The sequence below is a fragment of the Pelagibius sp. genome, from assembly GCF_965227505.1.
Taxonomy (GTDB): Bacteria; Pseudomonadota; Alphaproteobacteria; order Kiloniellales; family Kiloniellaceae; genus Pelagibius.
Genome location: NZ_OZ245757.1, coordinates 2159570 through 2184920 on the forward strand (window position 1 = coordinate 2159570; position 25351 = coordinate 2184920).

The following is a 25351-nucleotide window of genomic DNA, read 5'->3' on the forward strand; positions in this document are numbered from 1 at the left end:
GCCATGATGAACCTCGGCCTGCTCGCCTTTGCCCAGCCCTGGCTGCTGCTGGCGCTGCTCGGTCTCCCGGTCCTCTGGCTGCTGCTGCGGCTGACGCCGCCGGCACCGCGGCGGCTGTCGTTTCCCGCCATCCGGCTGCTGATCGGTCTCCGCGTTCCGGAGGAAACCCCGGCGCGCACGCCTTGGTGGCTGCTGCTCCTGCGCCTGCTGATCGCCGCGCTGATCATCCTCGGTCTGGCGCAGCCGCTGCTCAACCCGGCGGCCCAGCTTTCCGGCAGCGGCCCGATGCTGCTGGTGGTCGACGACGGTTGGTCGTCCGCCCGTTTCTGGCAGGCCCGCCAGATCATCGGCGGCAACCTTCTCGCCCAGGCCGAACGCGAGGGCCGCGCGGCCGCCATTCTCACCACCGCCCCCGATGCCCAGGGCGATCCGCCCTCGGTTTCCAACCTGCTGCCCGCCGCCGAGGCCCGGCGCGTCCTGCAGGGCATGCGCCCGAAGCCCTGGCCGAGCGACCGGGCGGCGGCGCTTGAAGCGCTGGACAACTTCGCCGGCGAAGGCTCCTCGCCCGTGGTCTGGCTGTCCGACGGGCTTGGCGACGACGACGCCAGGGCGCTGGCCGAAGCCCTGCAGCGGCTGGGCAGCCTGCATGTGCTGCGCGAAGAAGGTGCCGGTCTGCCCCACCTGATGCTGCCGCCGGAAACCGAGGGAGTCGACCTGGTGGCCCGCGCCCTGCGGGCCGATGCCAGCGGCCCCGGACGGGCGGAGGCTCTGGGGCTTGCCGCCGACGGGCGGATCCTGGTGAAGGCTCCGCTGCTGTTCGCCCCCGGCGAGACGGAGGCGCGGGCGCTCTTTGACCTGCCGACGGAAATGCGCAACCGCATCGCCCGCATCGCCATCGAAGGAGAGACCACCGCCGGCGCCGTGGCTCTGCTCGACGAACGCTGGCGGCGGCGGCCCGTCGGCCTTGTCGACGCGGGCAGCCAGGAAAGCCAGCCTCTGCTCAGTGAAACCTACTTTCTTGCCCGCGCGCTGGAGCCTTTCACGGAACTGCGCCAGGGCCGCGTGGAAACGCTGCTGCAGCGTCAGCTTGCGGTGATGGTCGTGCCCGACGCGGTCAGTCTCAGCGAAACCGACCGCGCGGCGATCAGCGACTGGGTCGGCCGGGGCGGCCTGCTGCTGCGCTTCGCCGGACCGCGCATCGTCTCCCAGTCTGCAGAGGCCGCGGGAGCGGAACAGCAGAGCGACCTGCTGCCGGTGCGCCTGCGCGGCGGCGACAGGGTCCTGGGCGGCGCCCTCACCTGGGATACGCCGGCCCAACTGGCGCCCTTCGCGGGCAACAGCCCCTTTGCCGAACTGGACCTGCCGGACGATGTGCTGATCCGCCGCCAGGTTTTGGCCGAACCGTCGCTCGACCTCGCCGAAAAGACCTGGGCACGGCTGGCCGACGGGACGCCCCTGGTGACCGCCGACCGCCGCGGCGAAGGGTGGGTGGTGCTGTTCCACACCACCGCCAACACCGACTGGTCCAACCTGCCGATCTCGGGGCTCTTCGTCGACATGCTGCGCAGTGTCATGGCGGTGAGCCAGGGCATCAGCGGCAGCGCCAGCGGTCAGGCCCTGCCCCCGATCGAAGTGATGGACGGCTTCGGCAGCCTCGGCCTGCCGTCCGCGGCCGTCCTGGCCATCGAACCCGAAGAGGGCCGGCCGCCGGTGATCACCGCCCAGCAGCCGCCCGGCTATTACGGCAACGACAGCCTGCGCCAGGCCCACAACATGAGCGCCAGCGTGACCGCGCTGGAGCCGCTGGGCGCACTGCCGAGCGGCGCTACCGAGGGGCTCTATCACGAAAGCCCGGAGACCGACCTGAAGCCCTGGCTGCTGGCGGCGGCGCTGATCCTGGCGCTGGCCGACCTGCTGATCTCCCTGGCACTGCGCGGTCTGCTGCCCTTGCCGGGCCGGCCGGCCGCCGCCGGCACCGCCGCGGTTCTGATGATCGCCCTGGCCACCGCGGCAGCAGGTCCGCCCGCTTTGGCCCAGAGCGTTGCCGGTGACGACGCGCGGGCGCTGGAAGCGACCCTGACGACCCGCCTGGCCTTCATCCAGACCGGCAGTTCCTCCATTGACGAGATCAGCCGCGCCGGCCTTGCCGGCTTGACCCGCGTGCTCGAGCTGCGCACCTCGGTGGAAGCCGGCCAGCCGCTCGGCATCGTCCTCGGCCGCGACGACCTCTCCTTCTTTCCGCTGATCTACTGGCCGGTGACCGCCGAGCAGCCCGATCTCGATTCCGTGGCGGTGGAAGAGGTCAACCGCTACCTAGCCAACGGCGGCACCATCCTCTTCGACCTGCGCGAAGCGAGCAGCGGGATGCAGCTCTTCGGCGCCAGCAGCCAGGGCACGCGCGACCTGCAGCGCCTGACCCGCGGGATTTCGATTCCGCAGCTGGAGCCGGTGCCCGCCGACCACGTGCTGCGCAAGTCGTTCTACCTGATGGAGGACTTTCCCGGCCGCTTCACCGGCGGGACGCTGTGGCTCGAAGCCCAGAGCGAGAACATCAACGACGGCGTCGCCTCTGTGCTGATCGGCAGCAACGACTGGGCCGGCGCCTGGGCGGTCAATCGTCTCGGCCGGCCGATGAACGCCGTCGTCCCAGGCGGCCCGCGCCAGCGCGAAATGGCCTACCGCTTCGGGGTCAACCTGGTGATGTACGCGCTGACCGGGAACTACAAGGCCGACCAGGTGCATATCCCCTTCATTCTTGAAAGGCTTGGCCAGTGAGCGCGCTTTCCCTGCAATGGGCGCCGCTGATCCCGGTCGCCGTGCTCGCCGTGCTCGCCGCCATTGCCGTCGTGCTGCTGGCGCTCGCCCTCTGGCGGCGTGCCTCCGGCGTCTTCTGGCGGGGCACGGCCTTTGCCGTACTCCTGCTCGCGCTGGCCAATCCCTCCCTCGTGGAAGAGCAGCGCGACCCATTGAGCGACGTCGTCTTCGTGGTCGCCGACGAAAGCAGCAGCCAGGCCATCGGCGAGCGGCGCAGCCAGACCGAGGCGGCGGTCGATCACCTGCTGGAAGAACTCGCCCTGCTGCCCGATACCGAGGTGCGGCTGGTGCGCGCCGGGGCCGAGCGCAGCAATCTTGAGGACGCGGGCACCCGCCTCTTCGCCCCGCTGCGCCAGGCCCTCGCGAAGGTGCCGCGCCAGCGCATCGCCGGCATCATCCTGGTCAGCGACGGGCAGATCCACGACCTGCCGGAAACCGTGGAGAGCCTGGGGATCGAAGCGCCCGTCCACCTGCTGCTGAGCGGCGAGGAAGACGAAGGCGACCGGCGCCTGATGGTGACCCAGGCGCCCAGCTTCGGAATCGTCGGCGACCAGCTGACGGTCAAGGTCCGGGTCGACGACCTGATCGGCGATGCTGACGAGGATGACGTGCGGCCCGGCGGCAGCGGACGGGTCATCCTGCGTCAGGACGGCGAGATCACCCAGAACGTCGATGTGCGCGTCGGTGTCGAGCAGGAGATCCCCTTCGAGCTCGATCACCGCGGGCCCAGCGTTCTGGAGATCGAGGTCTCGCCCGGTCCGGAAGAGCTGACCCTGGCCAACAACCGCGCCGCCCTGGTGGTGAACGGGGTGCGCGACCGCCTGCGGGTGCTGCTGGTCTCCGGCGAACCCCATGCCGGCGAGCGGGCATGGCGCAATATCCTGAAGTCCGATCCCTCGGTCGATCTGGTGCACTTCACCATCCTGCGGCCGCCGGAGAAGCAGGACGGTACGCCGATCCGCGAACTGTCGCTGATCGCCTTTCCCACCCGCGAACTCTTCGAGATCAAGCTCGATGAATTCGACCTCATCATCTTCGACCGCTACCGCCGCCGCGGCGTGCTGCCGAGCATCTATCTGGAGAACGTCGCCGATTACGTCGAAAAGGGCGGCGCCCTTTTCGAGGCGGTGGGCCCCACTTTCGCGACCCCGCTGTCGCTCTACCGCACGCCCTTGGGGCGCGTGCTGCCGGGCGAGCCCACCGGACAGATCTTCGAGGGCGGCTTCTATCCCGAGGTGACGGACCTGGGCCAACGCCACCCGGTGACGGCCGGCCTGGACGGCACCCTCATCGATGGCGGCACGCTCACGGACGGCACAGAAGCGGCGGAGGCACCGCCCTGGGGCCGCTGGTTCCGTCAGATCGACGCCGACCGCAATCGCGGCGCCATTGTGATGCAGGGCGTGGAAGAGCGCCCGCTGCTGCTGCTGGACCGGGTCGGCGAAGGCCGTGTCGCCCAGTTGATGAGCGATCACATGTGGCTCTGGTCGCGCGGCTTCGAGGGCGGCGGCCCCCAGGCCGAGCTGCTGCGCCGGATCTCCCACTGGCTGATGAAGGAGCCGGACCTGGAGGAGGAAGACCTGCGCGCCCGGGTGCGCGGCGGTCAGCTGCAGATCACCCGCCGCTCCCTGGCCGAGGAACTGCCCGGCATCACCGTGACCCTGCCGTCGGGCGAGCAGCGCAGCCTGACCCTGACGCCCGACGGGCCGGGCCGGGCCGGCGCTTTGATGGCGGTCGAGGAGGACGGGCTCTACCAGATCAGCGACGGCACGCTGACCACACTGGCCGCCGCCGGGCCGCTGAACCCGTTGGAGCTGCGCGATCCGCGTTCCTCGGGCGCCCTGGTGGAACCGCTCACCCGCGAGAGCGGCGGCACCGTGCGCCGCCTCGCCGGCCAGGACCTGCCGGAACTGCGCAAGGTCAGCGCCACCCGCGACCGTTTCGGGCGCAACTGGATCGGCGTGAAGCGCGGCGACGGCTATGTCGTCACCGGCGTCCTGCAGATTCCCCTGCTGCCCGCCCTGCTTGTGCTTCTGGTTGCATTGGGCACCGCGGTCCTTGCGTGGCAACGCGAAGGGCGCTAGCTAGAAGCCATCATGCAACGCCACAGGCGAATCGCTCCGTTGACGAGCCCTATCATGCTGCTCGTCTTCGTTATCCTCTGCCTGCTCGTCGGGCGGCTCGGCGCGATGATCACCGCGCCGGCGCTGGAGATCTGGTATCCAACGCTGGTGAAGCCGGACTGGACGCCGCCCAACATCGTCTTCCCCGTCGCCTGGTCGCTGATCTTCCTGGCCATCGGGATTGCCGCCTGGCTGGTCTGGAAACACGCGGAGCGGGGCGAACTGGGCCTGCCGCTGACCCTGTTCTTCCTTCAGCTCGGCCTGAACATCGCCTGGTCCTTCGCCTTCTTCGGCCTGCAGAGCCCGCTGCTGGGGGTTTTCGTCCTGGCCGCCCTGATCGGCGCGGTGGTGGCGACGACCCTTTCCTTCGCCTCTGTCCTGCGCGCCGCGGGCTGGCTGTTCCTGCCCTACATTCTCTGGCTCGGCTACGCGGCCGCCCTGAACATCGCCATCTGGCGCCTCAACAGCTAGCCGTACCCAAACCGCTAACCGTCAGGCGACGGAGCGGCGAAGACGCCTCCGCGAAGACGTCCTGGCTTTGCCGGCACGGGCGATGACCCCGTAGACCTCTTCCAGCGCGCCGGCCAGGAGAGCCTTCACCTGAAAGCGCTCCGGCTCCACCGGGCCGGGCAGAGAAAGGCCCGCCGCCGCCGCGGAGGAAAAGCCGAAGGCGCCGTAGTAGACCGGATCGCCGACCACCACGCAGATGCCGTGCCCCCTGTCGCCCGCGGCCTCCAGACTGTGGGCGACCAGGGCGCGGCCGATGCCGCGGCCCTGCTGCGCCGGCTCCACGGCCAGTGGCCCAAGCAGAATGGCCGGCGTTTCGTCGATGCGGATCGGCCAGTAGCGGATCGAGCCCAGCAGCCCGCCGTCCTCGGCGACGGCGGAGAAGCAGAGCTCGGCCACAGGCTCGATGCCCGCACGCAGGCGATAGACCGTGCGCTTGGTCCGGTCGAAGCCGAAGGTCCGGTCGAGAAGCGGGGTATTGAGGGCGGCGTCGTCGGGCCGCTCGGGCACCAGGGTGAAGGTCATGATCTCTTGTCCAGGATGGCCGGCCCCGTCGTGTCGGGGGGAGCGGCGCAGGGAAACTGCAGGCGTGAGGGCGCGCGCAAGGCGCGGGGGCTCAACGTCGTCGTCGCAGTCTCTCCTGGGTCCTCAAGGGATCGTCCCTTCCTTCAAGGTCTTGCCGCCAAGTCCTTGCCTTCGCAGCGCGAATCCAAGGCGTTCCAGGCGACACTGGGCGGTTGCCTTATCACAGTTCGCTAAAGGATGCCAGTGTTGCCGTGTCGGGCGGACTTACCCCGGGGGGCGCAGGACCGCTTCCAGGCCCTGGTCCCAATAGGGCTCCGGGCCGAAGCGCTCGATCAGGAAGTCGACGAAGGCGCGCACCTTGACCGAAAGGTTGCGGTGATGGGGATAGACCGCATAGATGCCCTGCTCGCCCAGCGGAAAGCCGCACATCACCGGCACCAGGCGGCCGCTCAGCAGGTGCGGGCTGACGATGAAGCTGGGCAGCAGGGCGATGCCCATGCCCGCCAGGGCGGCGCTGCAGAGCGCATCGCCGTTGTTGGCCAGGAAGGGCCCCTTCACCTTGACCCGCAGCGGCCCGCGCGGCCCCTGGAAACGCCAGAGATCGCGCTGGTCGACGTTGGAGTAGATCAGGCAGTCGTGCTCGGCCAGCTCCGCCGGCTGGCGCGGTTCGCCGCGGCGCGCCAGGTAGTCCGGGCTGGCGCAGAGCAGCGCGCGGCTGGGCGCCAGGCGCCGGGCGATGAGGCTGGAGTCCCTGAGGCCGCCGATGCGGATGGCCAGGTCGTAGCCCTCCTCGATCAGGTCGACGAAACGGTCGTTCATCACCGCGTCGACGACGATCTGCGGATAGCGGGCATGAAACTCCGGGATCGCCCTGGCGAGGTGGAGAAAGCCGAAGGACATCGGCGCGTTCAGCTTGAGCAGGCCATGCGGCGCCTCGGCCAGATTGCTGACCGCCGTCTCCGCCGCCTCGGCCTCGTCCAGCACCCGCCGGCTGGCCTCGTAGAAGGTGGCGCCCGCCTCGGTCAAAGACAGGCGCCGCGTGGTCCGGTTCAGCAACCGCACGCCGAGGCGATCCTCCAGCCGGCCGATCTGCTTGGAGACCGCGGATTTGCTGATCCCGAGGCTGCGCGCCGCCGCTGAAAAGCCTTCCGCCTCAACGACCTCGGCAAAGACCTCCATGGCATCCAGACGAGGCATGGCACTGTTTCTCCCTGGAAACAATCATGTTCCGTAACACAGTATTATTATCCTAAAGAGAACGCCTTAGCTATGGTCCATCGCGCGGCGCAAGAGCCGCCGAAACACACAGGAACACAAACGAATCAAGGGACAGGCGAAGATGACCAAGGTACTCGTGCTCTACTACAGCAGCTATGGACATGTGGAAACGATGGCCGGTGCCGTGGCCGAGGGCGCGCGCGAGGTCGAGGGCGTCGAGGTTACGGTCAAGCGGGTTCCCGAGCTGATGCCCGAAGAGGTGGCCAAGAACGCCGGGGTCAAGCTGGACCAGGCCGCCCCCATCGCCGAGCCGAACGAACTGGCCGACTATGACGCCATCATCTTCGGCACGCCGACGCGCTTCGGCAACATGGCCGCGCAGATGCGCAACTTCCTCGATCAGACCGGCGGGCTGTGGATGAAGGGCGCGCTGATCGGCAAGGTCGGCAGTGTCTTCGCCTCCACCGCCACCCAGCACGGCGGGCAGGAGACGACGATCACCTCCTTCCACACCACCCTGCTGCATCAGGGCATGGTCATCGTCGGCCTCCCCTACAGCTGCCAGGACCAGATGACCCTGGACGAGATTGCCGGTGGCTCGCCCTACGGCGCGACGACCATCGCCGCGGGCGACGGCAGCCGCCAGGTCAGCGAGAAGGAGCTGGGCATGGCCCGCTTCCAGGGCCGCCACGTGGCGGAGATCGCGGCCAAGCTCGCCAAATAACACGAGGTTCACCGGGCGCGGCCCGCCTGCCGCGCCCCTTTTTCGGGACAAGAGCGATGATTGAGATCAAACCCTTCGACGGCCTCGGCCAGTTCCACAACGAGTGGCTGGCGGCCCGCTATCACTTCAGCTTCGCCGGTTACTACGACCCGGCGCAGATGGGCGTCGGCAGCCTGCGCGTCTGGAACGACGATACCATCCGTCCGGGCACCGGTTTCGACATGCACGGCCACCGGGACATGGAGATCATCACCTACGTGCGCGAAGGCGCCATCACCCATCAGGACCACCTGGGCAACAAGGGCCGCACCGAGGCCGGGGACATTCAGGTCATGTCTGCCGGCACCGGCATCATGCACGCCGAGTTCAACCAGGAGGAGGACCCGACCAAGATCTTTCAGATCTGGATCGAGCCTGCGGTTCAAGGCGTGGAGCCGCGCTGGGAAACGCGCAGCTTCCCGAAGGGCGAGCGGGCCGGCGAGCTGGTGCCGCTGGCCTCCGGCCGGCCGGAGCATGAAGGCGCCCTGCCGATCCATCAGGATGCCGCCATCCTGGGCGCGACCCTGAAGGCCGGGCAGTCGGTGACCCACCGCCTGGACGCAGGCCGCCATCTCTACCTGGTGCCGGCGACGGGCCGCATCACCGTCAACGACGCGGAGGCCGGTCCGCGCGACGGCGTGGTGGTCAGCGATCTGGACGAGGTCGTCATCACCGCCAAGGAAGACGCGGAGATTCTGCTGGCCGACGTCGCCTGACGACACAGTTTTGAGATACGAGAGAACGCAGGAAGGAGCGGAGCCATGGGACTTCTGGTGGATGGCGTCTGGCAGGACCGCTGGTACGACACGAAATCGAGCGGCGGGCGCTTCAAGCGCAAGGAAAGCGCCTTTCGCAACTGGGTGACCGCCGACGGCACTGCCGGCCCCAGCGGCGAGGGCGGCTTCCAGGCGGAGGCCGGGCGCTACCACCTCTACGTTTCCCTCGCCTGCCCCTGGGCGCACCGCACCCTGATCCTGCGCCAACTGAAGGGGCTGGAGGAGATCATCCCCGTCTCGGTGGTGCACTGGCACATGGGCAGCGAGGGCTGGACCTTCGAGACCGGCCCCGGCGCCACCGGCGATCCGCTGAATGGTGCCAGCCACATGCACGAGATCTACACCAAGGCCGACCCGGCCTATACCGGGCGGGTGACGGTGCCGGTGCTCTGGGACAGGCTGCGCCAGACCATCGTCAGCAACGAGTCCTCCGAGATCATCCGCATGTTCAACAGCGCCTTCGACGGCCTCACCGGATCGACCCTGGACCTCTACCCCGCTGACCTGCGCGGTGAGATCGACGCCGTCAACGCCACGGTCTACGACCACGTGAACAACGGCGTCTACAAGTGCGGCTTCGCCACCTCGCAGACGGCCTACGAAGAAGCCTTCGATGCGCTGTTTTCGACGCTGGACGATCTGGAGGCGCGCCTATCAGGCCAGCGCTATCTGGTCGGCGAGCGCCTGACCGAGGCCGACTGGCGCCTCTTCACCACGCTGCTGCGCTTCGACCCGGTCTATCACGGCCACTTCAAGTGCAACCTCCGGCGCATCGCGGACTACCCCAACCTCTCCAACTACCTCCGCGACCTCTACCAGGTCCCCGGCGTCGCCGAGACGGTGGATCTCTTCCACATCAAGCAGCACTACTACGGCAGCCACACGACCATCAATCCGACCGGCATCGTCCCCAAGGGCCCGGCGATCGATTACGCGGCGCCGCACGACCGGGAGAGGTTCAAGGCGGCGGCATAGGTCCGCCCCCTCACCCTGCCGCCCCATTTTCTGTCTTGGCGCGGGCCCTTCCCTCTCCCCCTCTTTCGCAAAGATCTTGGGGGAGAGGGCAAGACAGTAAACCCTGACCTTTCGATTGATCACGCGTCTGCGTTCGCGGGTTCGCCCGAGTCGCTGCGATCAATCGCGCGGAACAGCTTGGAGTTACGGAACCGCGTCAAGACGTACATGTTGAAGAAGTGCATCGCCCCCAGGACGACGATCACCAAGCCGACTTTCGTGCTCAACGATTCCACAGCGGTAACTACGTCGACAGGCTTGGTGCCGTATCTCAACGCGAGCGTCACAAAACCGAAGTTCACCAAGTAGAAACCGACGAGCAGAAGATGATTGATTGAATCAGCGAGTTCCTCGTTGCCCGAAAAGTTCTGTACGAGGAACACCCGTCCGTTCTTGTTGAGCGTGCGGCCCACCCAAACCGTGATGACCAAGCTCAAGGAAACATAGATGGCGTACGTGGCGACAACCATTGAGAACCCCCTCTCTTCTGTGCTATTTTCCTAATTAGCTACTTAGCTAACGATGGATCATAACAAAATTAGCTAATTAGTCAAATGACTAATTATTTGGCGAAGAGGTTTTCATGGATGACGTGTTCCAGGCCCTGTCTTCAGCCGTGAGGCGCAAGATACTCGCGTATTTGTCTGCGTCGGAAATGACGGCAGGCGAAATCGTGGATCGCTTCGATATGTCAGCTCCTTCTGTCTCGAAACATCTTCGCATCCTGCAGAATGCGGGATTGATTCGCGCCGAGAAGAAGGGCCAGTACGTTCACTATCACCTGGTGCAGGACAACCTGGTCAATACATTGAGTGGCTTCGTTCAAGAGGTCTGCCCGGTTTCCAGGCAATTGAAGAGCGAAAGCAAGAGAAAGGCAGCAACATCCGGAGAAGCCTGATCGCGCGCATATCCGGAGTTGTGCCTTACGAAGCGCTGCCGACGGTCAAAGATCGAACGCCGCCACCAGGGGGGCGTGGTTGGAGCGCGGGTCGTCGGGGGCCATGGTCTGTTCGTCGGGCAGTGTGGCGTTCAACACCGCAATGTCGCGGAAGCCGCGTTTCAGGGCGGGCGAAGCCAGGATGTGATCGAGCGTCAGCCGCCGGCCATCGTGCAGCACGGTGAAGCGCTGATCCTGCGGCAGGCTGTCTTCCAGCGGATGCAGCACGCGCCCAGCCAGATCCGGATTGCCGCTGTCTTCGACCGTGCCACGCAGGATGCGCCCCGGCGTTTCCTCGGCATCGGCGTTGAGGTCGCCGCAAACGGCGATCAACGCCTGCGGCTCTTCGTCGAAGACCGCCTCCACCAGCAGCCGTGCCTCGAGCGCCTGGCCGCTGCGCTTGATGGTGGCGGCGAAGTAGCCTTCCGCCCAGCCGGCCAACGACGACCAGACGAAGGGCGCCGTCTTGCGGCCGGGAATGGGGGCGGCCAGGGGCGAGCGCAGGTGAAGGTTGATCACATGCAGCGGTGCCGGCCCGGGCACCTGCAGGCGGCAGTGCAGAAGCGGCCGGTCCCAGGTCAGGGTCAGATCGGCGCTGGCGTCCGGAACCGCGGTCACCGCGTGGTAGGGCTGGGGCGGCACCAGGTCGTTGCGCAGTTCGCGCTGCTCCAGCACAGGATAGCGGCTGACAACGGCCAGGTTGTGGACATCGGCCGGTCCGTCGCCCGAAAGCGAATGGGTGGTGACGAGATGGTCGTCGCGATGACGCGTCGCGGCCAGAAGCCGGCGCAGCGCCATCGGCTGGCGCTTCGGCCGCGGCGCTCCGGGCTCTGCCGCGCCCCTGTCCGACGCGGCGGTCTTCTGGGCGTTCACCTCCTGCAGGCAGAGGACATCGGCGTCGAGTGCATCGAGCTGCGGCGCGAGAACTGCGATACGGCGCTCCAGCGCTCCGTCGCCTCCGGGCACCAAGTCCAGCGATTCCAGGTTGAAGGTCGCGATGCGCACGTTGTCTCTCTGGTTCTATCCGGGTCTCTCCGGGCCTCTCCTTTCGCCCGCCCCGTCCTACACCTGCGCCGTTTGCCTGCCCATGATCCAGCGCAGACAGCGCTGTGGCGGCCCCGGTCCGGCGCACAGGAAAGCATTTTCTAATCGAAGAGAGCAGATTAAGCTGGCTCTGTCAGCCGGCTCCCGCGGCCGCTCGGCCAGACGTCGCCCGCCAGATCGCTATGAGGTGTCCGCCTTGGCCATAGAAAGACTCGACCTCTGGGGCACCGACGAGGAGCCGCGGCTCAGCGCCGTGCTCTGCGAATGCTGGGCAATGCTGATGGACGGCGCCCGACAGCCGCAGCACGACTTTCGCACGGCGGCCCTGGCAACCGGCGGCGGCCCCCACGGCTGCAGCCTGCGCACGGTTGTCCTGCGGGGGGCGGATCGCGAAGCCCGCGAAGTCAGCTTCTATACCGACCTGCGCAGTCACAAGGTCGGCGAGATCGAGGCCGACCCCCGCGTCGCGCTGCTGTTCTTCTCGCACTCTGACGACACCCAGATCCGCATACAGGCGACGGCGCGCATTCACTGCGGCGACGCCCTTGCCGAGGCGGCCTGGGCGGAGGTGCCGCCGCACCGCCGACGCGACTACATGGTCTCCGGCCCGCCGGGGCTGCCCTGGGCCTGGCCGACCTCCGGGCTGCCGGCGGCCCTGGAAGACCGCGCGCCGAGCGACGAGGAAAGCAGGCCCGGTAAGGGCAACTTCGCCGTGGTGGTCTGCACGGTCCGGCAAATGGACTGGCTCTACCTCACCCCCTATGGCCACCGCCGGGCGACCTTCGCCTGGGACGAGGCGGACAGACTGCAGACCTCCTGGCTGGTGCCGTAAGGCCCAAGGCCGACCGCCCTGGGCCTGTTGGAGGGGCGGACTCACATCAGGTGTGCAGTCAGCAATTGGGGGAGGCCGTCAAAAGGAAGACCCCGGCTCCTTGAGGAAGGCATGCTCTTCCTCGGTGGTGGGCCGGCCCAGTACGTCGTTGCGGTGGGGGAAGCGGCCGAAGCGGTCGATGATGTCGTGGTGCGCGGCGGCGTAGTCGAGCCACTCCGGGTTCTCGTCGAGGGCTGCGACCAGCCGCAGGCAGTCCTTCTGATCGCTCAGGCTTTCGCTGTGTTCCAGCGGCAGATAGAGGAAAAGGCGTTCGGTCTGGGTCAACGCGGCGTCGAAGCCCTGCGCCAGGGCATGGCGCGTCACGTCCAGGGCCGCAGCGTCCCAGGCAAAGGCCTGCGGACTTCCGCGGAAGACGTTGCGCGGGTACTGGTCGAAGAGGATGCAGAGCGCAAGGCAGCCCCTGGCCGTGTCCCGCCAAGGTCCCAGGGCGCCGGCCCGGGCCGCTTCGAAGGCCGGCCCGAGGGCCGCCTTCACCGCCGCGTCAAAGGCCGCACCGCCGGCGAACCACTGCTTGTCGCAGCCCTCGGCGAACCAAAAGCCCAGCACCTCCTCCGCTTCGGGCACAGGTCGCTCCTTCCATTTTGACCCCGGCTTCGCCGCCAAATCCCGAGGCCACGCTTGGGCCTTTCTTCGGGCTGGGCGAAGCCGGCGAAACTATAGTAGGTTCGCCGCGCTTTGACAGGAGGAAGCCTTGCCCGAAAGCCAAGCGGCGCTGTCCCTTGACGACGTGACCCTGATCGGTTCCGGCCTCGTGCGCCCGGAATGCCTGGTCTGCACCTCCAACGGCGACATCTACAGCGCCGACTGGCGCGGCGGTGTGGCCAAGTCCCGCGCCTTCGGCCCGCATCAGCTGTTTCAGGCAGAGGGCGGCGCCGAGGCCATCAAGCCCAACGGCATCGCCCTGCAGCAGGACGGCTCCTTCCTCATCGCCAACCTGGACGACTCGGGCGGCGTCTTCCGCCTCGACCGCGACGGCACCCTCAGCGACGTCCTGCGCCGGGTCGACGGGGTCGACCTGCCGGCCACCAACTTCGTCATGATCGACGACCGCGGCCGGGTCTGGGTGACGGTCTCCACAAGGCGCAGTCCGCGGGCGCTGGGCTACCGCCCGGATGTGGACGACGGCTTCATCGTGATGATCGACGGCAAGGGCTCGCGCATCGTCGCCGACGGCCTGGGCTACACCAACGAGGTGCAGATCGACAGCCGCGGCACCTGGCTTTACGTGAACGAGACCTTCGCGCGCCGGCTCAGCCGCTTTCGCATCGGCGAACACGGCACGCTGCACGACAAGGAGGTGGTGACCGAGTTCGGCCCCGGCACCTTCCCGGACGGCCTGGCCTTCGATATGGAAGACCACCTCTGGATCACTTCCATCGTCAGCAACCGGGTGATCCGCGTGGCGCCGGACGGCAGCCAGGAACTGATCCTGGAGGACTGCGACCCGGCGCACCTGGAAGCGGTGGAAAAGGCCTTTCAGGCCGGCACCATGGACCGGCACCATCTCGATCAGATCAAGAGCCGCAAGCTTCGCAATATCTCCAGCCTGGCCTTCGGCGGCCGCGACCTGCGCACTGCCTTCCTCGGCTGCCTGCTGGGCGAGCGCATCGCCTTCTTCCGCACCGACGTCATGGGCCGCCCGCCGGTGCACTGGCACTTCAACACGTAAGACGATCTCGCATAAGCGGGCGCGTATCGAGCGCACCCTCACCCCCACCCCATCCCTCCCCCATCAAGGGGGAGGGGGAATCAGCAGCGCTGGCTGCATCGGAGGCGATGCGCAAATCTGCCTTCACAGCCAAAACACCCCTCCCCCCTTGATGGGGGGAGGTCGGGAGGGGGGTGACCCCCTCGCAGCACCAAGTCACTTGGTTTGAAGTCTAATCCGCGATCAGCAGGTGGACGCTGAAGAGGTTTTCCGGATCGGTCCAGGATGCCTCGCCGCGCCAGCCGCTGCGCCGGGCCAGGGCGGCGAAGGACTCGAGGGTGTACTTATAGGAGTTCTCGGTGTGGATGGTCTCGCCGGCCGCGAAAGCGATGCGCCGGCCGCCGAGCGTCACCGTCTGATCGCGCAGACTGACCAGATGCATCTCGATGCGCCCGAGATCGACGTCGTAGTGCGCCTCGTGGCGAAAAGCCTCAAGATCGAAGTCGCCGCCGAGTTCGCGGTTGAAGCGCTCCAGGAGGTTCAGGTTGAACGCGGCGGTGACGCCCTTGGCATCGTCGTAGGCCACCTCAAGGCGGGCCGGGTCCTTCTGCAGGTCCGCGCCGATGAGCAGCCGGGCGCCATCGCCGAGAAAACTGCGCAGCCGGGTCAGGAAGGCCACCGCCTCCTCCGGTTCGAAGTTGCCGATGGTGGAGCCGGGAAAAAAGCCGACCAGGGTGTCGCGCGGCACCTGCGGCGGCAGCACCAGCGGCGCGTGGTAGTCTGCGTGGAGCGGAATGACCGGCAGGCCGTAGTCCGCCGCGAGCCGCTTGGCCGCGGCGTCGAGATGGTCGCCGGAGATATCGATGGGCACGTAGGCGCTGAGCCCGGACAGCGCGTCGAGCAGGATGCGCGTCTTCACCGAAGAACCGCTGCCGAACTCGACCAGGGTCGCGCCCGGTCCGATGCGTGCGGCAAGCTCCGCCGCCTGCTGCTGCAGTACCGCCGTCTCCGCCCGGGTCAGGTAGTACTCCTCCAGCTCGGTGATGGCATCGAAGAGCTGCGATCCCCGGGCATCGTAGAAGAACTTGCTGGCGATGGTCTTGCGCGGCGCCGTCAGCCCGTCGAGCACCTCGTCCAGCATGGCCCGGTCCACCGAAGCGGCATCGCTTTCGGCCTCCAGGACCGGATCTGAGGGTGCGGTCATCAGGTGTCCTTTGCGAGTCTCAGGCCGGTGAACTGCCAGCGCTGATGGGGATAGAAGAAATTGCGATAGCTGAGGCGCAACTGCGCATCCGGCGTCACGCAGGAACCGCCGCGCAGCACGAACTGGTTGCACATGAACTTGCCGTTGTACTCCCCGACCGCGCCTTCGGGCGCGCGGAAGCCGGGATAGGGCGCGTAGGGGCTCTGCGTCCACTCCCAGACGTCGCCGACCAGCTGCGCCGGAGACGCTGCTTCGCCCGCTTCCGCGGCCGGCAACGGCTTCAAGGCGCCGCTGCTCAACAGGTTTCCGGTGAGAGAGCGGGTTTCGCGAACAGAGCCTTCAAGCGCGGTCTCCAGTTCCGCCTCCATCGGCAGGCGCGCCCCGGCCCAGCGGGCAAAGGCGTCGGCCTCGTAAAGGCTGACATGGCAGACCGGCGCGGCCGGATCGACCGGCTGCAGACCCGCAAGGCTCATCGACGCCCAGGTGCCGTCACCGCCGCCTTCGCGATCTCCACCGTCCAGCGGTTGCCAGTAGAGCGGGGCCTGCCAGCCCTCCGCCTGACAGCGCGCCCAGCCGTCGGAAAGCCAGAGCCCGGGTTTCGCATAGCCGCCGTCGGCCATGAAGGCGAGCCACTCGCCGTTGGTGACGAGGCGGGAGGCCAGGGCGAAGGGCTGCAACAGGGTCTGGTGCCGCGGGCCTTCGCAGTCAAAGGCGAAGCCCTCGCCATCGTGGCCGATCTCAACCACGCCGCCGTCGCAGTCGCACCAGCGCAGGGATGCCGTCTGGGCTGGTGCCGCCGGCGCGGCGTCCCGATAGGCCGGTGCCAGCGGGTTCTGCGCCAGCAGGTGCAGGATGTCGGTCAGCAGCAGTTCCTGATGCTGCATCTCGTGATGCAGGCCCAGTTCCAGCAGCGGCGCGATACGCTGCCAGGTCCCGTCGTCCACCGCATCGATCACCGCCAGCATCGCGTCATCGACGTGGCGCCGGTAATCCATCACCTCGGCCACCGCGGGCCGGGTCAGCAGGCCGCGGCGCGGCCGGGCATGGCGTGCGCCCACCGCCTCGTAGTAGGAGTTGAAGAGAAAACCGTAGCCGTCGTGGAACACGCGATAGCCGGGCGCGAAGTCTTTCAGGATGAAGGTCTCGAAGAACCAGCTCGTATGGGCCAGATGCCACTTTGTGGGACTGGCGTCTTCCATCGACTGGGCGGTCATGTCCTCCGGCGACAGCGGCGCGGCCAGCGCCAGGCTGCGGGCCCGGACCGATTCAAAGCCGTCGCGCAGACGCGCACGCGACTTATCGGCAGGGCTGTCGGCTGCGGTCTCGGGCGACGCCCTCTCGTGCAGTGCGATGCGTACTGCCTGCTGCATGGTGAAGCCTCTCTGCTATCGCTCTCTGGTGAGACGCCGCGGGCGCGCGCTTGTTCCCAACGCAGGCCGCCCGCCGGAGATCCGGCAGCGGGCGCAACGGTAGCGCTGGCGGTGCCGTCTCTCTGTGTCGTCTGGAAGACAGTTCAATGACGCGGTCGATGACGCAGCCAGTAATGCCCTCACGCCCGGCGCCGGCCCCGCATTCTCGGTTCTGCGTTTCACAGATCGGCCTCCCAGTCCGGTCTTCGGGTTCTGTCTTCGGGTCCCGTCTTCTGGGCGGCGCGGAGCGCGGAGTCGCTCAGCGTCACTTCCCTTGCATATGCCATTCACCTCAGCGATTGAAAGGTCGACATCTGCGGCGGGGCGGTGCAGATTCGCACCGGGAATGAAAGAGTCCGCGAACAGTCATGCTGCGGCTTTAGGTTGAGGCGAGTGTCGATGAACTGGGACAACCTGCGCATCTTCCTGGCTGTTGCGCGCGAGAAGTCGGTGCGCGGCGCCGCAGCCGACCTGGGCGTCAGCCACTCCACCATCTCGCGGCGCATCGACGCCTTCGAGCAGGACCTCGGCGTGCGCCTCTTCGAACGCCTGCCCGACGGCTATGTCCTGACGCCCTTCGGCGAGGACATGCTGCAGACCGCCCGGCGTCTGGAAGACAGCGTGAACGGCCTGGAGCGGCGGGTGCTGGGCCAGGATGCCCGGCTGCGCGGCGGCCTGCGCGTCACCATGCCCGACCTGCTGGCGGCCAAGCTGCTGATGCCGGACCTGGTGGCCTTTGGCGAGGACTATCCGGACATCAACCTGGAAGTGGCGATCTCCTATACCCCTTTCGATCTGCGCCGGCGCGAGGCGGACGTGGCGATCCGCATCACCCGCGACCCGCCGGAGCCGCTGGTCGGCCGCAAGATCATCACCTATGCCCGCGCCACCTATGCTTCGCGCGATTACCTGGAACGCCACGACATCGAGCGCGAGCCGGAGAGCGTCGCCTGGATCGGCTGGGACGACCGCAGCCGCCACCCGCGCTGGGTGCGCGACAGTGCCTACCCCAACGCCCCGGTGCGCGGCCGCCTGAACAACGCCCTGGTGCAGCTCGCAGCGGCCAAGGCCGGCATGGGCCTGGCCATGCTGCCCTGCTTCATGGGCGATACCGAGCCCGACCTGCGCCGCGTCCCGCCCGGCCTGCCGGAGCCGGCCTGGGACATCTGGATCCTGACCCACGAAGACCTGCGCGCCACCGCGCGCGTGCGCGCCTTCATGGATTTCATGGCCACAGCCTTCCAGGGCCACCGCGACCTCCTGGAAGGCCGCCTGCCGCAACGCTGAGCCACCATTGAGTTTCTGATCCGGCAAGAAGGCAAGGGTTTCGCCAGGGCCGAGACAGCGAAAGCACGGCGCCGAACGGCTCGCAGCCGGAAGGCTGTCACCCCCACCCCAACCCTCCCCCGTCTAAGGGGGAGGGGGTAATCATTGCGGCGGCTTAGAGAGTCCCCTCCCCCCTTGATGGGGGGAGGCCGGGAGGGGGCTGAGCCACACACTCGATGTTCGAGTGTTTTCCGCGCAGCGAAGCCTACCTTTCCCGCGGGGCGTCGATGGAACAGGCGAGGATGCGGCTGAGCTGGGTCAGCGGGCGACCGGTCTCCTCCTTCCAGGCGTTGAAGGCGGCCTGCGCCTTGGCGAGGTCGGCCTTGCCGGTCGGGGGCTTGTCGACCACCTTGGCCTTGACCAAGGCGGCGGAGACATCCGGCGACAGCAGGAAGCTGTCCTTGCCCATGAAGCGCAGGAAGTAAGGCCCGGTATAGCCGCCCAGGCGCGCGCCGCGCTTCTTCAGCACCGCCCAGAGGCTGACGATGTCCTCCGACGGCCAGTCGGCAAAGAAGGCGGCGGCCGAGCCGTGCTCCTTCGCCAGGTCGGTCACGAAGATGGCATTGTGGCGCACTGCGGCGATCTTCGCCGCATGGCGGATGATGCGGGTGTCGCGGCCCAGCGCGTCCAGGTCCTCGTCGGAGAGCAGCGCCATGCGCCCGGGATGGAAGCCCTGGAAGGCGGCCTCGAAGTCCGGCCATTTCTGCTCGACCACACGCCAGACGAAGCCCGCCTGAAAAATGCGCTTGGTCATCTCCGCGAGATAGCGGTCGTCGCCCAGCTTCTTCAGCGCCGCCTTGCTCTTGGGCTTGGCATCGGCGACCAGTTTCTCGAGCGCCGCCGCCCCACCCTTGCGCTTGGCGGCACGATCGTAGATTTTCTGAAAGGATGCCACGGCGCGCCTCCTGCTTCTTCGCGTTGCTTGACCTCTGGCGAGAGGCCGATGATTCATCCGTAACAGCCGCTTGCCCAGAGAAATACGCCGCCTGACATAAAGGTTGCTGACATGTCCCTGACGCCCCCCAAGCCCCCCACAAACGACGAGATCGTCGCCGCCAACCGCGACTCCTGGAACGAGGCCGCCGGCCACCACCGCGAGCACGACCAGTACAAGGCGCTGCTGAAGGGTTTCGCCGAGCCTGGCTTTTCCATGCTCGACGATGTGATGACGGAGCGGCTTAAGACCATCGGCCTGGAGGGCAAGACGGTCGCGCAGCTCTGCTGCAACAACGGGCGCGAGGCGCTGTCGATCAAGAACCTGGGCGCCGCCGGCGTCACCGGCTTCGACTTCGCCGAAGAGTTCCTGGCGCAGGGCCGCGAGCTGGCCGCCGCCGGCGGCATCGCAGCGGACTTCGTGCAGACCGACATCAACGCGATCCCGGCGGACTACGACGGGCGCTTCGATCTCGCGGTGGTGACCATCGGCGTTTTCGGCTGGCAGCCGGACCTGGCGGCCTTCTTCGCCAGCGCGCGGCGTATTCTGAAACCCGGCGGGCGGCTGTTCATCTACGAGGACCATCCGATCCTCAACATGTATGACGACCGCGATACCGGCGGTCCGCCGCAGCCCGACGAGTCCTACTTCCGTTCGGAGCCCTACCGCAGCGACAACGGTCTCGACTACTGGGCCCAACAGGACTACGCGGCCAGGCCCAATTACTGGATCTTCCACAAGATGAGCGATGTGATCATGGGCCTGGTGCGCGCCGGCTTCGCCATCGAGGACTTCGAGGAGTTCCCCCACAACATCGGCACCCGCGCCCATATGGAAAACCAGCCGCATCAACTCCCGCTGAGCTATGTGCTGGTCGGGCGGAAAGCTGCTTAGCGCCTCCCGCAGCGCCACGGTTGAGGACAAGACAGTGAAGGCCTTCTTTGTTTACAGCACACACGATCACGAGACTTGGATCGTTTACAAAGACGAAGACGCACCCGAAGCGCCAGAAGAGGATGTGAGCCCGTCTGGCGAAGAAGCTTTCTTGATGCGTAAAGAAATGCCGTCGGACATATGTTCGATAGAGTTTATCGCGGCTAACCGAATCGTGGACGAGCCAACCATGATGGAGGCTTACAAAGACAGATATCACCTTCGAGTCTCAAATCCCGATGGCTCGTTCGAACGCGTTTCTCAGCTTTGCTATTCCTGGGAAACAGTGGTGAAGCTGGGCGCCTTCTTTCGCAATACCTCACCAAAAGCTGCTGGTCGGATCTGGCACTCGAAGCGGCTTGGCAATGCGATCTTAGACAAAGAAGATCCGTACAAACGGCTGTCGTCAGACGATTGCTCAACATTCGAGCCGGACCCTTAAGGTCACTCCACCCCCGGCGGCCCCTTCAACTCAATCGTGTTGCCGTCGGGGTCCTGGATGTAGAGGGAGGGGCCGCTGCCCTCGGCGCCGTAGCGCTCCACCACTTCGCCGACATCGATGCCGTGGCTCTGCAGATGGCTGCGCAGGCTGGGCGGGTCGAAGGGCTCGATGCGCACACAGAAGTGGTCCATGTTACGGCCTGCCGGCAGGTCCCCTTCCGCTCCGTCATCAGTCTGCAGGAGATCGATGAGCGAAGCGCCGGCGCGCAGCTGCACCAGGCCGATGGACTCGACACGCCGTTCCTCGCTGCAGCCGAGGACCTCGGTATAGAACTTCAGCGCGCGCTCCATGTCGCTGACGCAGACCACCACGTGGTCGAGGGTCTTGATGGCGAAGGCCATGACTGCATTCTCCCAGTGACGCCGTTCCCCAGAAATGAAGGTGGGTACGCCGCAGGTCAATTCCTGTGACGGGGGCTCGGCCAAGTATCAACCAGACTGCCATCTTTGACGTCAAATGCCAGAACCCGGTCTTCCACCGTCTGAACCAGGAAACGGCCTTGGTCGTCGAAGCCAAGCGTGCGACCCCACCGGCGATGGCCCCCCGTAAGCGGAAGACGGGAAAGATCCTCGACGATTTCCGTCAAGGGGACCTTTCGCACGAGCTCCCCGCGGCGCCAAAAGGTCAGAATCGTCGTCGAGGGATGAAAGCGCACCGGTACCAGTCCTAACCCGCCGTGACCGACAATCAGATGGTCGCCATCGTCCGCCAGGTAGGCATCGGGGAACCACCGATCCATGGACCACGATGGCCGACCATGCTTAAAGACGGTGGTTCGCCGGTCGATCACGCTCATGCCGGCGCAGTAGACTCCGCTGGGCGAGCAGATGGTCTTGTCTTCCGGTAGCCGCAACTCCTCATCCGCAAGAACCAAAGAGTGCCACCAGCCTGCCACCACCATGACAGCAATGGCTATCGGCGTTCGAAAAAGGCGCATCATCTCTTCCACTTCCGCATTCCCCGGATGCTAGGTTAGCGAACCAGTGAACTGAGGCGATAGCATGGCAGCATGAGCGAAGCCGTCGAAAACAAGCCTGGCGTGACGGCGGCGACAGACTGGCGACTGCGGCCCGCCAGCATGGAAGACCTCGACGGCCTGCTGGCGCTGACCGCCAAGCCGGAGGTCTACCGCTTCATGTTCGACGGCGCGGCGCCGGAGCGCCCTTTGCTCGCCGAGCGGCTGGCGCTCTTCATCGCCAACGAAGCGGCCAGCGGCCTGGGCCTGTGGATGCTGGAACAACCCGGCCGGGCCGCGGGCGGCGCGGTCTGGCTGGAGCCGAACCTGGCCGCGCGGGAGGCTGAGGTCAGCTACCTGCTGGACCCGGCACTCTGGGGCCGCGGCCTTGCCGGACGCATGGCCTGGACCGCCGTCAGCCGTGCCTTCGAAAGCCCCGCTATCGAGTGCGTCTTCGCCGGCGCCGATGCGCCCAACACCGCCTCCATCGCCGTCCTGCGGCGCCTGGGCATGCGCTTTCGCCGCGCCGTGACCTATCCCCTCGGCCCCGGCGTGGAATACGAACTGCACCGCGGCGACGCCGGCCCGCAACCACCGCCCGCCCTGTTGCCGCTGCTTGGCGGCTCAACCCAGGAGACCGCGTGATGGCCGAAGCAGATCAAACCGAGAAGGTCCAAACCCGGAAGATCCAAACTCTGAGAGGCCAATGCCTCTGTGGCGCCGTGCGTTTCGAGATTGCCGGTGCCGTCACCGAACCCCATGCCTGTCACTGCACGCAGTGCCGCCGCCAGAGCGGCCACTATGTCGTGGCCGCCGAAGCCCCGCGCGACGCGGTGACCTTCCTGGAGGACCGGGGCCTCAAGTGGTACCGCTCCTCCGCCAAGGCCAAGCGCGGCTTCTGCGGCGACTGCGGCTCCGCACTGTTCTGGGCCAGCGACGATGGCGACGAGTTGAGCTTCAATCTCGGCTGCCTGGACGCGCCCACCGGCCTCACCCTCGCCTCCCACATCTTCGTCGACGAAAAGGGCGACTACTACGACCTCGACGACGCCCTGCCGAAATTCACCAGCGACGGCGAGGCGATGGAGACGCCATAAGGACGGACAATGAACCACGACGAATTGAAACGGCTCTATCTGCTGCTTGAAGAACTGAACGATTTCTTTCATCAACCCACGCATCTGGACGACGCCGACCGCATTCGCTCATTTGCGGAGCGCGTCTACCCGGAGGTTCGGGCCATGTACTAAGACATCGTCTGGAAGGCTTTGCCCGAGAATCTGCAGAAGGAGTTAGAAGATCGATAGAACGCTCGGCTTTTTTCATCCCGCCAACGCACACTGACCCCCTAATCTTCCAGCCTCCTCGCCCCCCTTTGATGGGGGAGGCCGGGGGAGGGGGTGAAACATGGACCCGATGCCCGATGGTTTTCTGCGCAGGCGCCGTCAACCGGACAGCCTTGGGGCCGTTGCGGACACCTCTAGAAAGCCGCGATATCCGGACGATTGAACCTGTTCGAGGAGATGAAGGGCTTCCCTTCGAAGCCTTTCCGCCGCGCCACCGCACAGGAATCACTGGGAGGAACTCCTTGCGCCCATCCCTCGGCCTTACCGCCACATAAGCTATGCGCCTTGCCACCGCCGTTCCTCCGGCCTCCGCGCGACCTTGGTTCGATCCCGACGTGCAGGTCTTCTAGAGCCTGGAGCCCTAGCAGCTTGTGGTCGTCGCCCTGCTGGCTGTGGCGCTCGCCCGCCTGCTTCTCTTCCTGCTGGTCACGCTGATCTATCGCCTCTTCAGTAGGTAACGCCGCAGCAGCCCAGCGTCGGTTTTGGCCCGCTGAATACCGAACCCTTCCGTAAACACACTGCCGGTTCACTGGGTCGCTTTGCTGGGCCCGCTTTCTGGGCCACCTACTGAATTGTGCCTATCCCGTGCGGCCTGCGCACGTCAAGGAGACGGCAGGGTGCGACGCAGTCGGTAACCGTACTTGAGCAGTAATGGCAGTCCCAGAAGGGTTCCGAAACCCCACCGCAGGGGGGAGAGCCGCTCTTGGTACTCGGTGTCCTTCTTCACGGTGCTGTCACTACGGACGCGCATGCTATTGCCGCCAACGTTGTGGTGCTGTTGGCGCGCGAAATCAAGCTGCGACGCTTCAAAAGGCAAGTTGAGTCGGTCCATGATCGCCTGAAGGCCTAGCTGCGGATTGTCAGCGAGATCCTCATAGCGGATGGCATGATAGCCGGGATGAGCGGCAAATCGGTGTGCGATCCTCAGATTGAGTCTCAACCAGCGCACTATCGAGACGTAATAGCCGTAGACCATGGGGTTCTTGCTTCGGGCGCGAATTGTGGACTTTGCGTGCTCGGCGCTGCCGTGCTGGGCGAGCATGCGAAGCCACTTGCGATTCATGCTGAACGCTGTGCCACGACCGTCCCTGACCAGATGCAGGATCTGCAGATCGAAGAGATCGGGATGCTCCGCATAGACTGCCAACTGTTCCAGCGTCTTTGAACTGTCGCAGATTAAACGCTTCCCACTGACCCGCAGCACTGCCACCAAGGCGCGATGGCTTCGATCAGCGGCTGAGAGGGCGTCTTCGCCATCCGATGTTGCAGCCTGCTGCACTGACTGCCAGTAAGCACATTCGTCGATGGTCGCCCCGCAGGTGCAGCGCAGGATCCTCATGCGCCGCTGAGGATCTAAGTACTTGTAAACCTCGCCGACGCTTTCGATCTGAGAGTGCGAACCCAAAAGCAAGTCGAGCAAAGTGCTACCGCTGTGGCCGCTCCCGGCGATGTATATGATCGGAACCTTGGTGACCATGAGTTTAGTGAGCGCTGGCTTGTCCGCTTCATGGAGGAAAGCGGCTGTCAGGCGATCCTGACAGTCGCAGACACCGATCCGCAAGCTCTTTCAGCCTGCAGCGAACCGGGACTCCTAACCTCTCTCTCCCCCGCCTGCCGCAGATAACGCCCCGGCGTCTCGCCCAGGGAGCGGCGGAACATGGCGATGAAGGCGCTGGGGCTCTGGTAGCCGAGGTCGAGGGCGACCGCCGTCACCGCCGCGCCCTCGGCCAGGCGGGCGACGGCGGTGGTGAGGCGCAGGCGTTCGCGCCACTCGCCGAAGGTGAGGCCCGTCTCCTTCACGAAGAGGCGCGCCAGCGTGCGCTCGCTGGCGCCGGCGTCCTTTGCCCAGGCGCCCAGCGGCCGCCCGTCGGCGGGATCGTCGATCAAGGCCGCCGTCACCTTCAGCAGGCGCGGGTCGCGCGGCTGCGGCAGGTGCAGGGGTTCGGCCTCCAGGCCCCGCAGTTCGTCGAGAATGACGGCCATGATGCGCGCCCCCGGCCCTTCGGGCCCATAGTCCAGGCCGATCTCGATGGCCCGCAGGATCAGTGCCCGCAGGAGCGGCGGCACCGCCACCACGCAGCACTGCCCGGGCAACTCCTGCGCCACCGCGGGGTCGACGTAAAGCGTGCGCATGGCAATGGTCTGGCTATGGCTGACCTGGTGTTCGACCCCCGGCGGAACCCAGACCGCCTGCTCCGGCGCGACCACCCAGGTCCCCGCCGCCGTCTGCACCGTCATGACGCCGGAAGAGGCGTAAACCAGCTGGCCGCGGCGGTGGTGGTGCCAGTGCCGCCGGCTGGGCCCGGGGTAGTCGCGCGCCAGGGGAGCAATGGGCCGCGCCGCATCCTCCAGCTCGCCCGGATGACCGCCCGGATGATCGGCCGGATGATCGGCCGGATGATCGGCCGGCGGGTCGCTGGGCCGGATGCGCCAGGGCTCCGCCTTGGGAGTTTGTCTGTTTTCCGTCATCGACTGTCATAA

27 protein-coding genes are annotated in these 25351 nt (G+C 66.5%); 15 read left to right on the plus strand and 12 right to left on the minus strand.

Annotation, left to right across the window (positions count from 1 at the left end; genetic code table 11):
* The first annotated feature begins 3 nt into the window (after positions 1–3).
* The 3 genes from ACO06P_RS10190 to ACO06P_RS10200 are packed head-to-tail and all read left to right on the plus strand — an operon-like array spanning position 4 to position 5408.
* Complete coding sequence (locus tag ACO06P_RS10190; RefSeq protein ID WP_420345134.1) at positions 4–2775, plus strand: DUF4159 domain-containing protein; 2772 nt, start codon at positions 4–6, stop codon at positions 2773–2775.
* The gene (locus ACO06P_RS10195) at positions 2772–4898 is read left to right on the plus strand and encodes a hypothetical protein (protein WP_420345135.1); all 2127 of its coding nucleotides are present in this window, start codon (positions 2772–2774) and stop codon (positions 4896–4898) included. The genes ACO06P_RS10190 and ACO06P_RS10195 overlap by 4 nt, the downstream gene beginning before the upstream one ends.
* Before the next feature lie 54 nt (positions 4899–4952).
* A complete protein-coding gene (locus ACO06P_RS10200) occupies positions 4953–5408 on the plus strand; it encodes a TspO/MBR family protein (RefSeq protein ID WP_420345136.1) in 456 nt (151 codons plus the stop codon).
* Between the two features lie 21 nt (positions 5409–5429).
* On the opposite strand, the gene ACO06P_RS10205 is transcribed toward ACO06P_RS10200, so the two are convergent.
* The gene (locus ACO06P_RS10205) at positions 5430–5969 is read right to left on the minus strand and encodes a GNAT family N-acetyltransferase (RefSeq protein WP_420345137.1); all 540 of its coding nucleotides are present in this window, start codon (positions 5967–5969) and stop codon (positions 5430–5432) included.
* 264 nt (positions 5970–6233) lie between these two features.
* Positions 6234–7166: a LysR family transcriptional regulator gene (locus tag ACO06P_RS10210; RefSeq protein ID WP_420345138.1), complete on the minus strand. Its 933-nt coding sequence runs from the start codon at positions 7164–7166 to the stop codon at positions 6234–6236.
* 142 nt (positions 7167–7308) lie between these two features.
* Between ACO06P_RS10210 and wrbA the strand changes: the two genes are divergently transcribed.
* Genes wrbA through ACO06P_RS10225 form a run of 3 tightly spaced genes read left to right on the plus strand, consistent with a single transcriptional unit; the run spans position 7309 to position 9701 of the window.
* On the plus strand, positions 7309–7911 hold the full coding sequence (wrbA, locus tag ACO06P_RS10215) for an NAD(P)H:quinone oxidoreductase (RefSeq protein WP_420345139.1): 603 nt from the start codon (positions 7309–7311) through the stop codon (positions 7909–7911).
* Between the two features lie 56 nt (positions 7912–7967).
* Positions 7968–8666, plus strand: coding sequence for a pirin family protein (locus ACO06P_RS10220; RefSeq protein ID WP_420345140.1), 699 nt, complete (start codon positions 7968–7970; stop codon positions 8664–8666).
* Positions 8667–8711: 45 nt separating this feature from the next.
* Entirely contained in the window at positions 8712–9701 is a 990-nt protein-coding gene (locus ACO06P_RS10225) for a glutathione S-transferase family protein (RefSeq protein ID WP_420345141.1), read from the plus strand.
* A gap of 119 nt (positions 9702–9820) precedes the next feature.
* Here the strand turns inward: ACO06P_RS10225 and ACO06P_RS10230 are convergent, their stop codons facing one another.
* Positions 9821–10210 (minus strand): hypothetical protein, encoded by a 390-nt coding sequence (locus tag ACO06P_RS10230; protein WP_420345142.1) that lies wholly within the window; start codon positions 10208–10210, stop codon positions 9821–9823.
* A gap of 113 nt (positions 10211–10323) precedes the next feature.
* On the opposite strand from ACO06P_RS10230, the gene ACO06P_RS10235 reads away from it, so the two are divergent.
* Entirely contained in the window at positions 10324–10638 is a 315-nt protein-coding gene (locus ACO06P_RS10235; RefSeq protein WP_420345143.1) for a metalloregulator ArsR/SmtB family transcription factor, read from the plus strand.
* A 45-nt stretch (positions 10639–10683) separates the two neighbouring features.
* On the opposite strand, the gene ACO06P_RS10240 is transcribed toward ACO06P_RS10235, so the two are convergent.
* Complete coding sequence (locus ACO06P_RS10240) at positions 10684–11682, minus strand: endonuclease/exonuclease/phosphatase family protein (protein WP_420345144.1); 999 nt, start codon at positions 11680–11682, stop codon at positions 10684–10686.
* 235 nt (positions 11683–11917) lie between these two features.
* Here ACO06P_RS10240 and ACO06P_RS10245 point away from each other — a divergent pair, with 235 nt between their 5' ends.
* Positions 11918–12553: a pyridoxamine 5'-phosphate oxidase family protein gene (locus ACO06P_RS10245; RefSeq protein WP_420345145.1), complete on the plus strand. Its 636-nt coding sequence runs from the start codon at positions 11918–11920 to the stop codon at positions 12551–12553.
* A 78-nt stretch (positions 12554–12631) separates the two neighbouring features.
* Here ACO06P_RS10245 and ACO06P_RS10250 read toward each other — a convergent pair whose 3' ends face one another.
* Positions 12632–13177 carry a DUF924 family protein gene (locus tag ACO06P_RS10250; protein WP_420345146.1) on the minus strand — a complete coding sequence of 182 codons (546 nt, stop codon included), beginning with the start codon at positions 13175–13177 and terminating at the stop codon, positions 12632–12634.
* Positions 13178–13304: 127 nt separating this feature from the next.
* Here ACO06P_RS10250 and ACO06P_RS10255 point away from each other — a divergent pair, with 127 nt between their 5' ends.
* Positions 13305–14282 (plus strand): SMP-30/gluconolactonase/LRE family protein, encoded by a 978-nt coding sequence (locus tag ACO06P_RS10255; protein ID WP_420345147.1) that lies wholly within the window; start codon positions 13305–13307, stop codon positions 14280–14282.
* 211 nt (positions 14283–14493) lie between these two features.
* Here the strand turns inward: ACO06P_RS10255 and egtD are convergent, their stop codons facing one another.
* A complete protein-coding gene (egtD, locus tag ACO06P_RS10260; RefSeq protein ID WP_420345148.1) occupies positions 14494–15465 on the minus strand; it encodes an L-histidine N(alpha)-methyltransferase in 972 nt (323 codons plus the stop codon).
* Positions 15465–16835: an ergothioneine biosynthesis protein EgtB gene (gene egtB / locus ACO06P_RS10265; protein WP_420345149.1), complete on the minus strand. Its 1371-nt coding sequence runs from the start codon at positions 16833–16835 to the stop codon at positions 15465–15467. The genes egtD and egtB overlap by 1 nt, the downstream gene beginning before the upstream one ends.
* Before the next feature lie 438 nt (positions 16836–17273).
* On the opposite strand from egtB, the gene ACO06P_RS10270 reads away from it, so the two are divergent.
* Positions 17274–18161, plus strand: a complete 888-nt coding sequence (locus ACO06P_RS10270) for a LysR family transcriptional regulator (protein WP_420345150.1) — start codon at positions 17274–17276, stop codon at positions 18159–18161.
* A 244-nt stretch (positions 18162–18405) separates the two neighbouring features.
* On the opposite strand, the gene ACO06P_RS10275 is transcribed toward ACO06P_RS10270, so the two are convergent.
* Positions 18406–19095, minus strand: coding sequence for a DNA-3-methyladenine glycosylase I (locus tag ACO06P_RS10275; protein ID WP_420345151.1), 690 nt, complete (start codon positions 19093–19095; stop codon positions 18406–18408).
* A 111-nt stretch (positions 19096–19206) separates the two neighbouring features.
* Here ACO06P_RS10275 and ACO06P_RS10280 point away from each other — a divergent pair, with 111 nt between their 5' ends.
* Together ACO06P_RS10280 and ACO06P_RS10285 are read left to right on the plus strand one after the other, a co-directional pair.
* Positions 19207–20028, plus strand: coding sequence for a class I SAM-dependent methyltransferase (locus ACO06P_RS10280; protein WP_420345152.1), 822 nt, complete (start codon positions 19207–19209; stop codon positions 20026–20028).
* 34 nt (positions 20029–20062) lie between these two features.
* On the plus strand, positions 20063–20509 hold the full coding sequence (locus tag ACO06P_RS10285) for a hypothetical protein (RefSeq protein WP_420345153.1): 447 nt from the start codon (positions 20063–20065) through the stop codon (positions 20507–20509).
* Between the two features lie 2 nt (positions 20510–20511).
* Here ACO06P_RS10285 and ACO06P_RS10290 read toward each other — a convergent pair whose 3' ends face one another.
* Both ACO06P_RS10290 and ACO06P_RS10295 read right to left on the minus strand, forming a co-directional pair.
* Positions 20512–20910 carry a VOC family protein gene (locus tag ACO06P_RS10290; RefSeq protein WP_420345154.1) on the minus strand — a complete coding sequence of 133 codons (399 nt, stop codon included), beginning with the start codon at positions 20908–20910 and terminating at the stop codon, positions 20512–20514.
* A gap of 56 nt (positions 20911–20966) precedes the next feature.
* Positions 20967–21518 (minus strand): hypothetical protein, encoded by a 552-nt coding sequence (locus tag ACO06P_RS10295; protein ID WP_420345155.1) that lies wholly within the window; start codon positions 21516–21518, stop codon positions 20967–20969.
* A 60-nt stretch (positions 21519–21578) separates the two neighbouring features.
* Between ACO06P_RS10295 and ACO06P_RS10300 the strand changes: the two genes are divergently transcribed.
* From ACO06P_RS10300 to ACO06P_RS10310, 3 genes are read left to right on the plus strand one after another with little or no spacing between them, the layout of a single operon-like run.
* Entirely contained in the window at positions 21579–22169 is a 591-nt protein-coding gene (locus ACO06P_RS10300) for a GNAT family N-acetyltransferase (protein ID WP_420345156.1), read from the plus strand.
* Positions 22169–22621 carry a GFA family protein gene (locus ACO06P_RS10305; protein ID WP_420345157.1) on the plus strand — a complete coding sequence of 151 codons (453 nt, stop codon included), beginning with the start codon at positions 22169–22171 and terminating at the stop codon, positions 22619–22621. Before ACO06P_RS10300 ends, ACO06P_RS10305 begins: the two co-directional genes overlap by 1 nt.
* 9 nt (positions 22622–22630) lie before the next feature.
* Positions 22631–22774 carry a hypothetical protein gene (locus ACO06P_RS10310; protein ID WP_420345158.1) on the plus strand — a complete coding sequence of 48 codons (144 nt, stop codon included), beginning with the start codon at positions 22631–22633 and terminating at the stop codon, positions 22772–22774.
* Positions 22775–23471: 697 nt separating this feature from the next.
* Here ACO06P_RS10310 and ACO06P_RS10315 read toward each other — a convergent pair.
* Positions 23472–24431: a sulfotransferase family protein gene (locus ACO06P_RS10315; RefSeq protein ID WP_420345159.1), complete on the minus strand. Its 960-nt coding sequence runs from the start codon at positions 24429–24431 to the stop codon at positions 23472–23474.
* The gene (locus tag ACO06P_RS10320) at positions 24395–25339 is read right to left on the minus strand and encodes an AraC family transcriptional regulator (RefSeq protein WP_420345160.1); all 945 of its coding nucleotides are present in this window, start codon (positions 25337–25339) and stop codon (positions 24395–24397) included. The genes ACO06P_RS10315 and ACO06P_RS10320 overlap by 37 nt, the downstream gene beginning before the upstream one ends.
* Positions 25340–25351 lie beyond the last annotated feature (12 nt).

What these genes read in the sequence shown, in the direction of transcription:
- ACO06P_RS10190 (WP_420345134.1), top strand. Translation starts at nt 4, where the DNA reads ATGATGAACCTCGGCCTGCTCGCCTTTGCCCAGCCCTGGCTGCTGCTG.
- ACO06P_RS10200 (WP_420345136.1), top strand. Translation starts at nt 4,953, where the DNA reads ATGCTGCTCGTCTTCGTTATCCTCTGCCTGCTCGTCGGGCGGCTCGGC.
- ACO06P_RS10205 (WP_420345137.1), bottom strand. Translation starts at nt 5,969, where the DNA reads ATGACCTTCACCCTGGTGCCCGAGCGGCCCGACGACGCCGCCCTCAAT.
- ACO06P_RS10210 (WP_420345138.1), bottom strand. Translation starts at nt 7,166, where the DNA reads ATGCCTCGTCTGGATGCCATGGAGGTCTTTGCCGAGGTCGTTGAGGCG.
- wrbA (WP_420345139.1), top strand. Translation starts at nt 7,309, where the DNA reads ATGACCAAGGTACTCGTGCTCTACTACAGCAGCTATGGACATGTGGAA.
- ACO06P_RS10220 (WP_420345140.1), top strand. Translation starts at nt 7,968, where the DNA reads ATGATTGAGATCAAACCCTTCGACGGCCTCGGCCAGTTCCACAACGAG.
- ACO06P_RS10225 (WP_420345141.1), top strand. Translation starts at nt 8,712, where the DNA reads ATGGGACTTCTGGTGGATGGCGTCTGGCAGGACCGCTGGTACGACACG.
- ACO06P_RS10230 (WP_420345142.1), bottom strand. Translation starts at nt 10,210, where the DNA reads ATGGTTGTCGCCACGTACGCCATCTATGTTTCCTTGAGCTTGGTCATC.
- ACO06P_RS10235 (WP_420345143.1), top strand. Translation starts at nt 10,324, where the DNA reads ATGGATGACGTGTTCCAGGCCCTGTCTTCAGCCGTGAGGCGCAAGATA.
- egtD (WP_420345148.1), bottom strand. Translation starts at nt 15,465, where the DNA reads ATGACCGCACCCTCAGATCCGGTCCTGGAGGCCGAAAGCGATGCCGCT.
- egtB (WP_420345149.1), bottom strand. Translation starts at nt 16,835, where the DNA reads ATGCAGCAGGCAGTACGCATCGCACTGCACGAGAGGGCGTCGCCCGAG.
- ACO06P_RS10270 (WP_420345150.1), top strand. Translation starts at nt 17,274, where the DNA reads ATGAACTGGGACAACCTGCGCATCTTCCTGGCTGTTGCGCGCGAGAAG.
- ACO06P_RS10280 (WP_420345152.1), top strand. Translation starts at nt 19,207, where the DNA reads ATGTCCCTGACGCCCCCCAAGCCCCCCACAAACGACGAGATCGTCGCC.
- ACO06P_RS10290 (WP_420345154.1), bottom strand. Translation starts at nt 20,910, where the DNA reads ATGGCCTTCGCCATCAAGACCCTCGACCACGTGGTGGTCTGCGTCAGC.
- ACO06P_RS10300 (WP_420345156.1), top strand. Translation starts at nt 21,579, where the DNA reads ATGAGCGAAGCCGTCGAAAACAAGCCTGGCGTGACGGCGGCGACAGAC.
- ACO06P_RS10305 (WP_420345157.1), top strand. Translation starts at nt 22,169, where the DNA reads ATGGCCGAAGCAGATCAAACCGAGAAGGTCCAAACCCGGAAGATCCAA.
- ACO06P_RS10310 (WP_420345158.1), top strand. Translation starts at nt 22,631, where the DNA reads ATGAACCACGACGAATTGAAACGGCTCTATCTGCTGCTTGAAGAACTG.
- ACO06P_RS10320 (WP_420345160.1), bottom strand. Translation starts at nt 25,339, where the DNA reads ATGACGGAAAACAGACAAACTCCCAAGGCGGAGCCCTGGCGCATCCGG.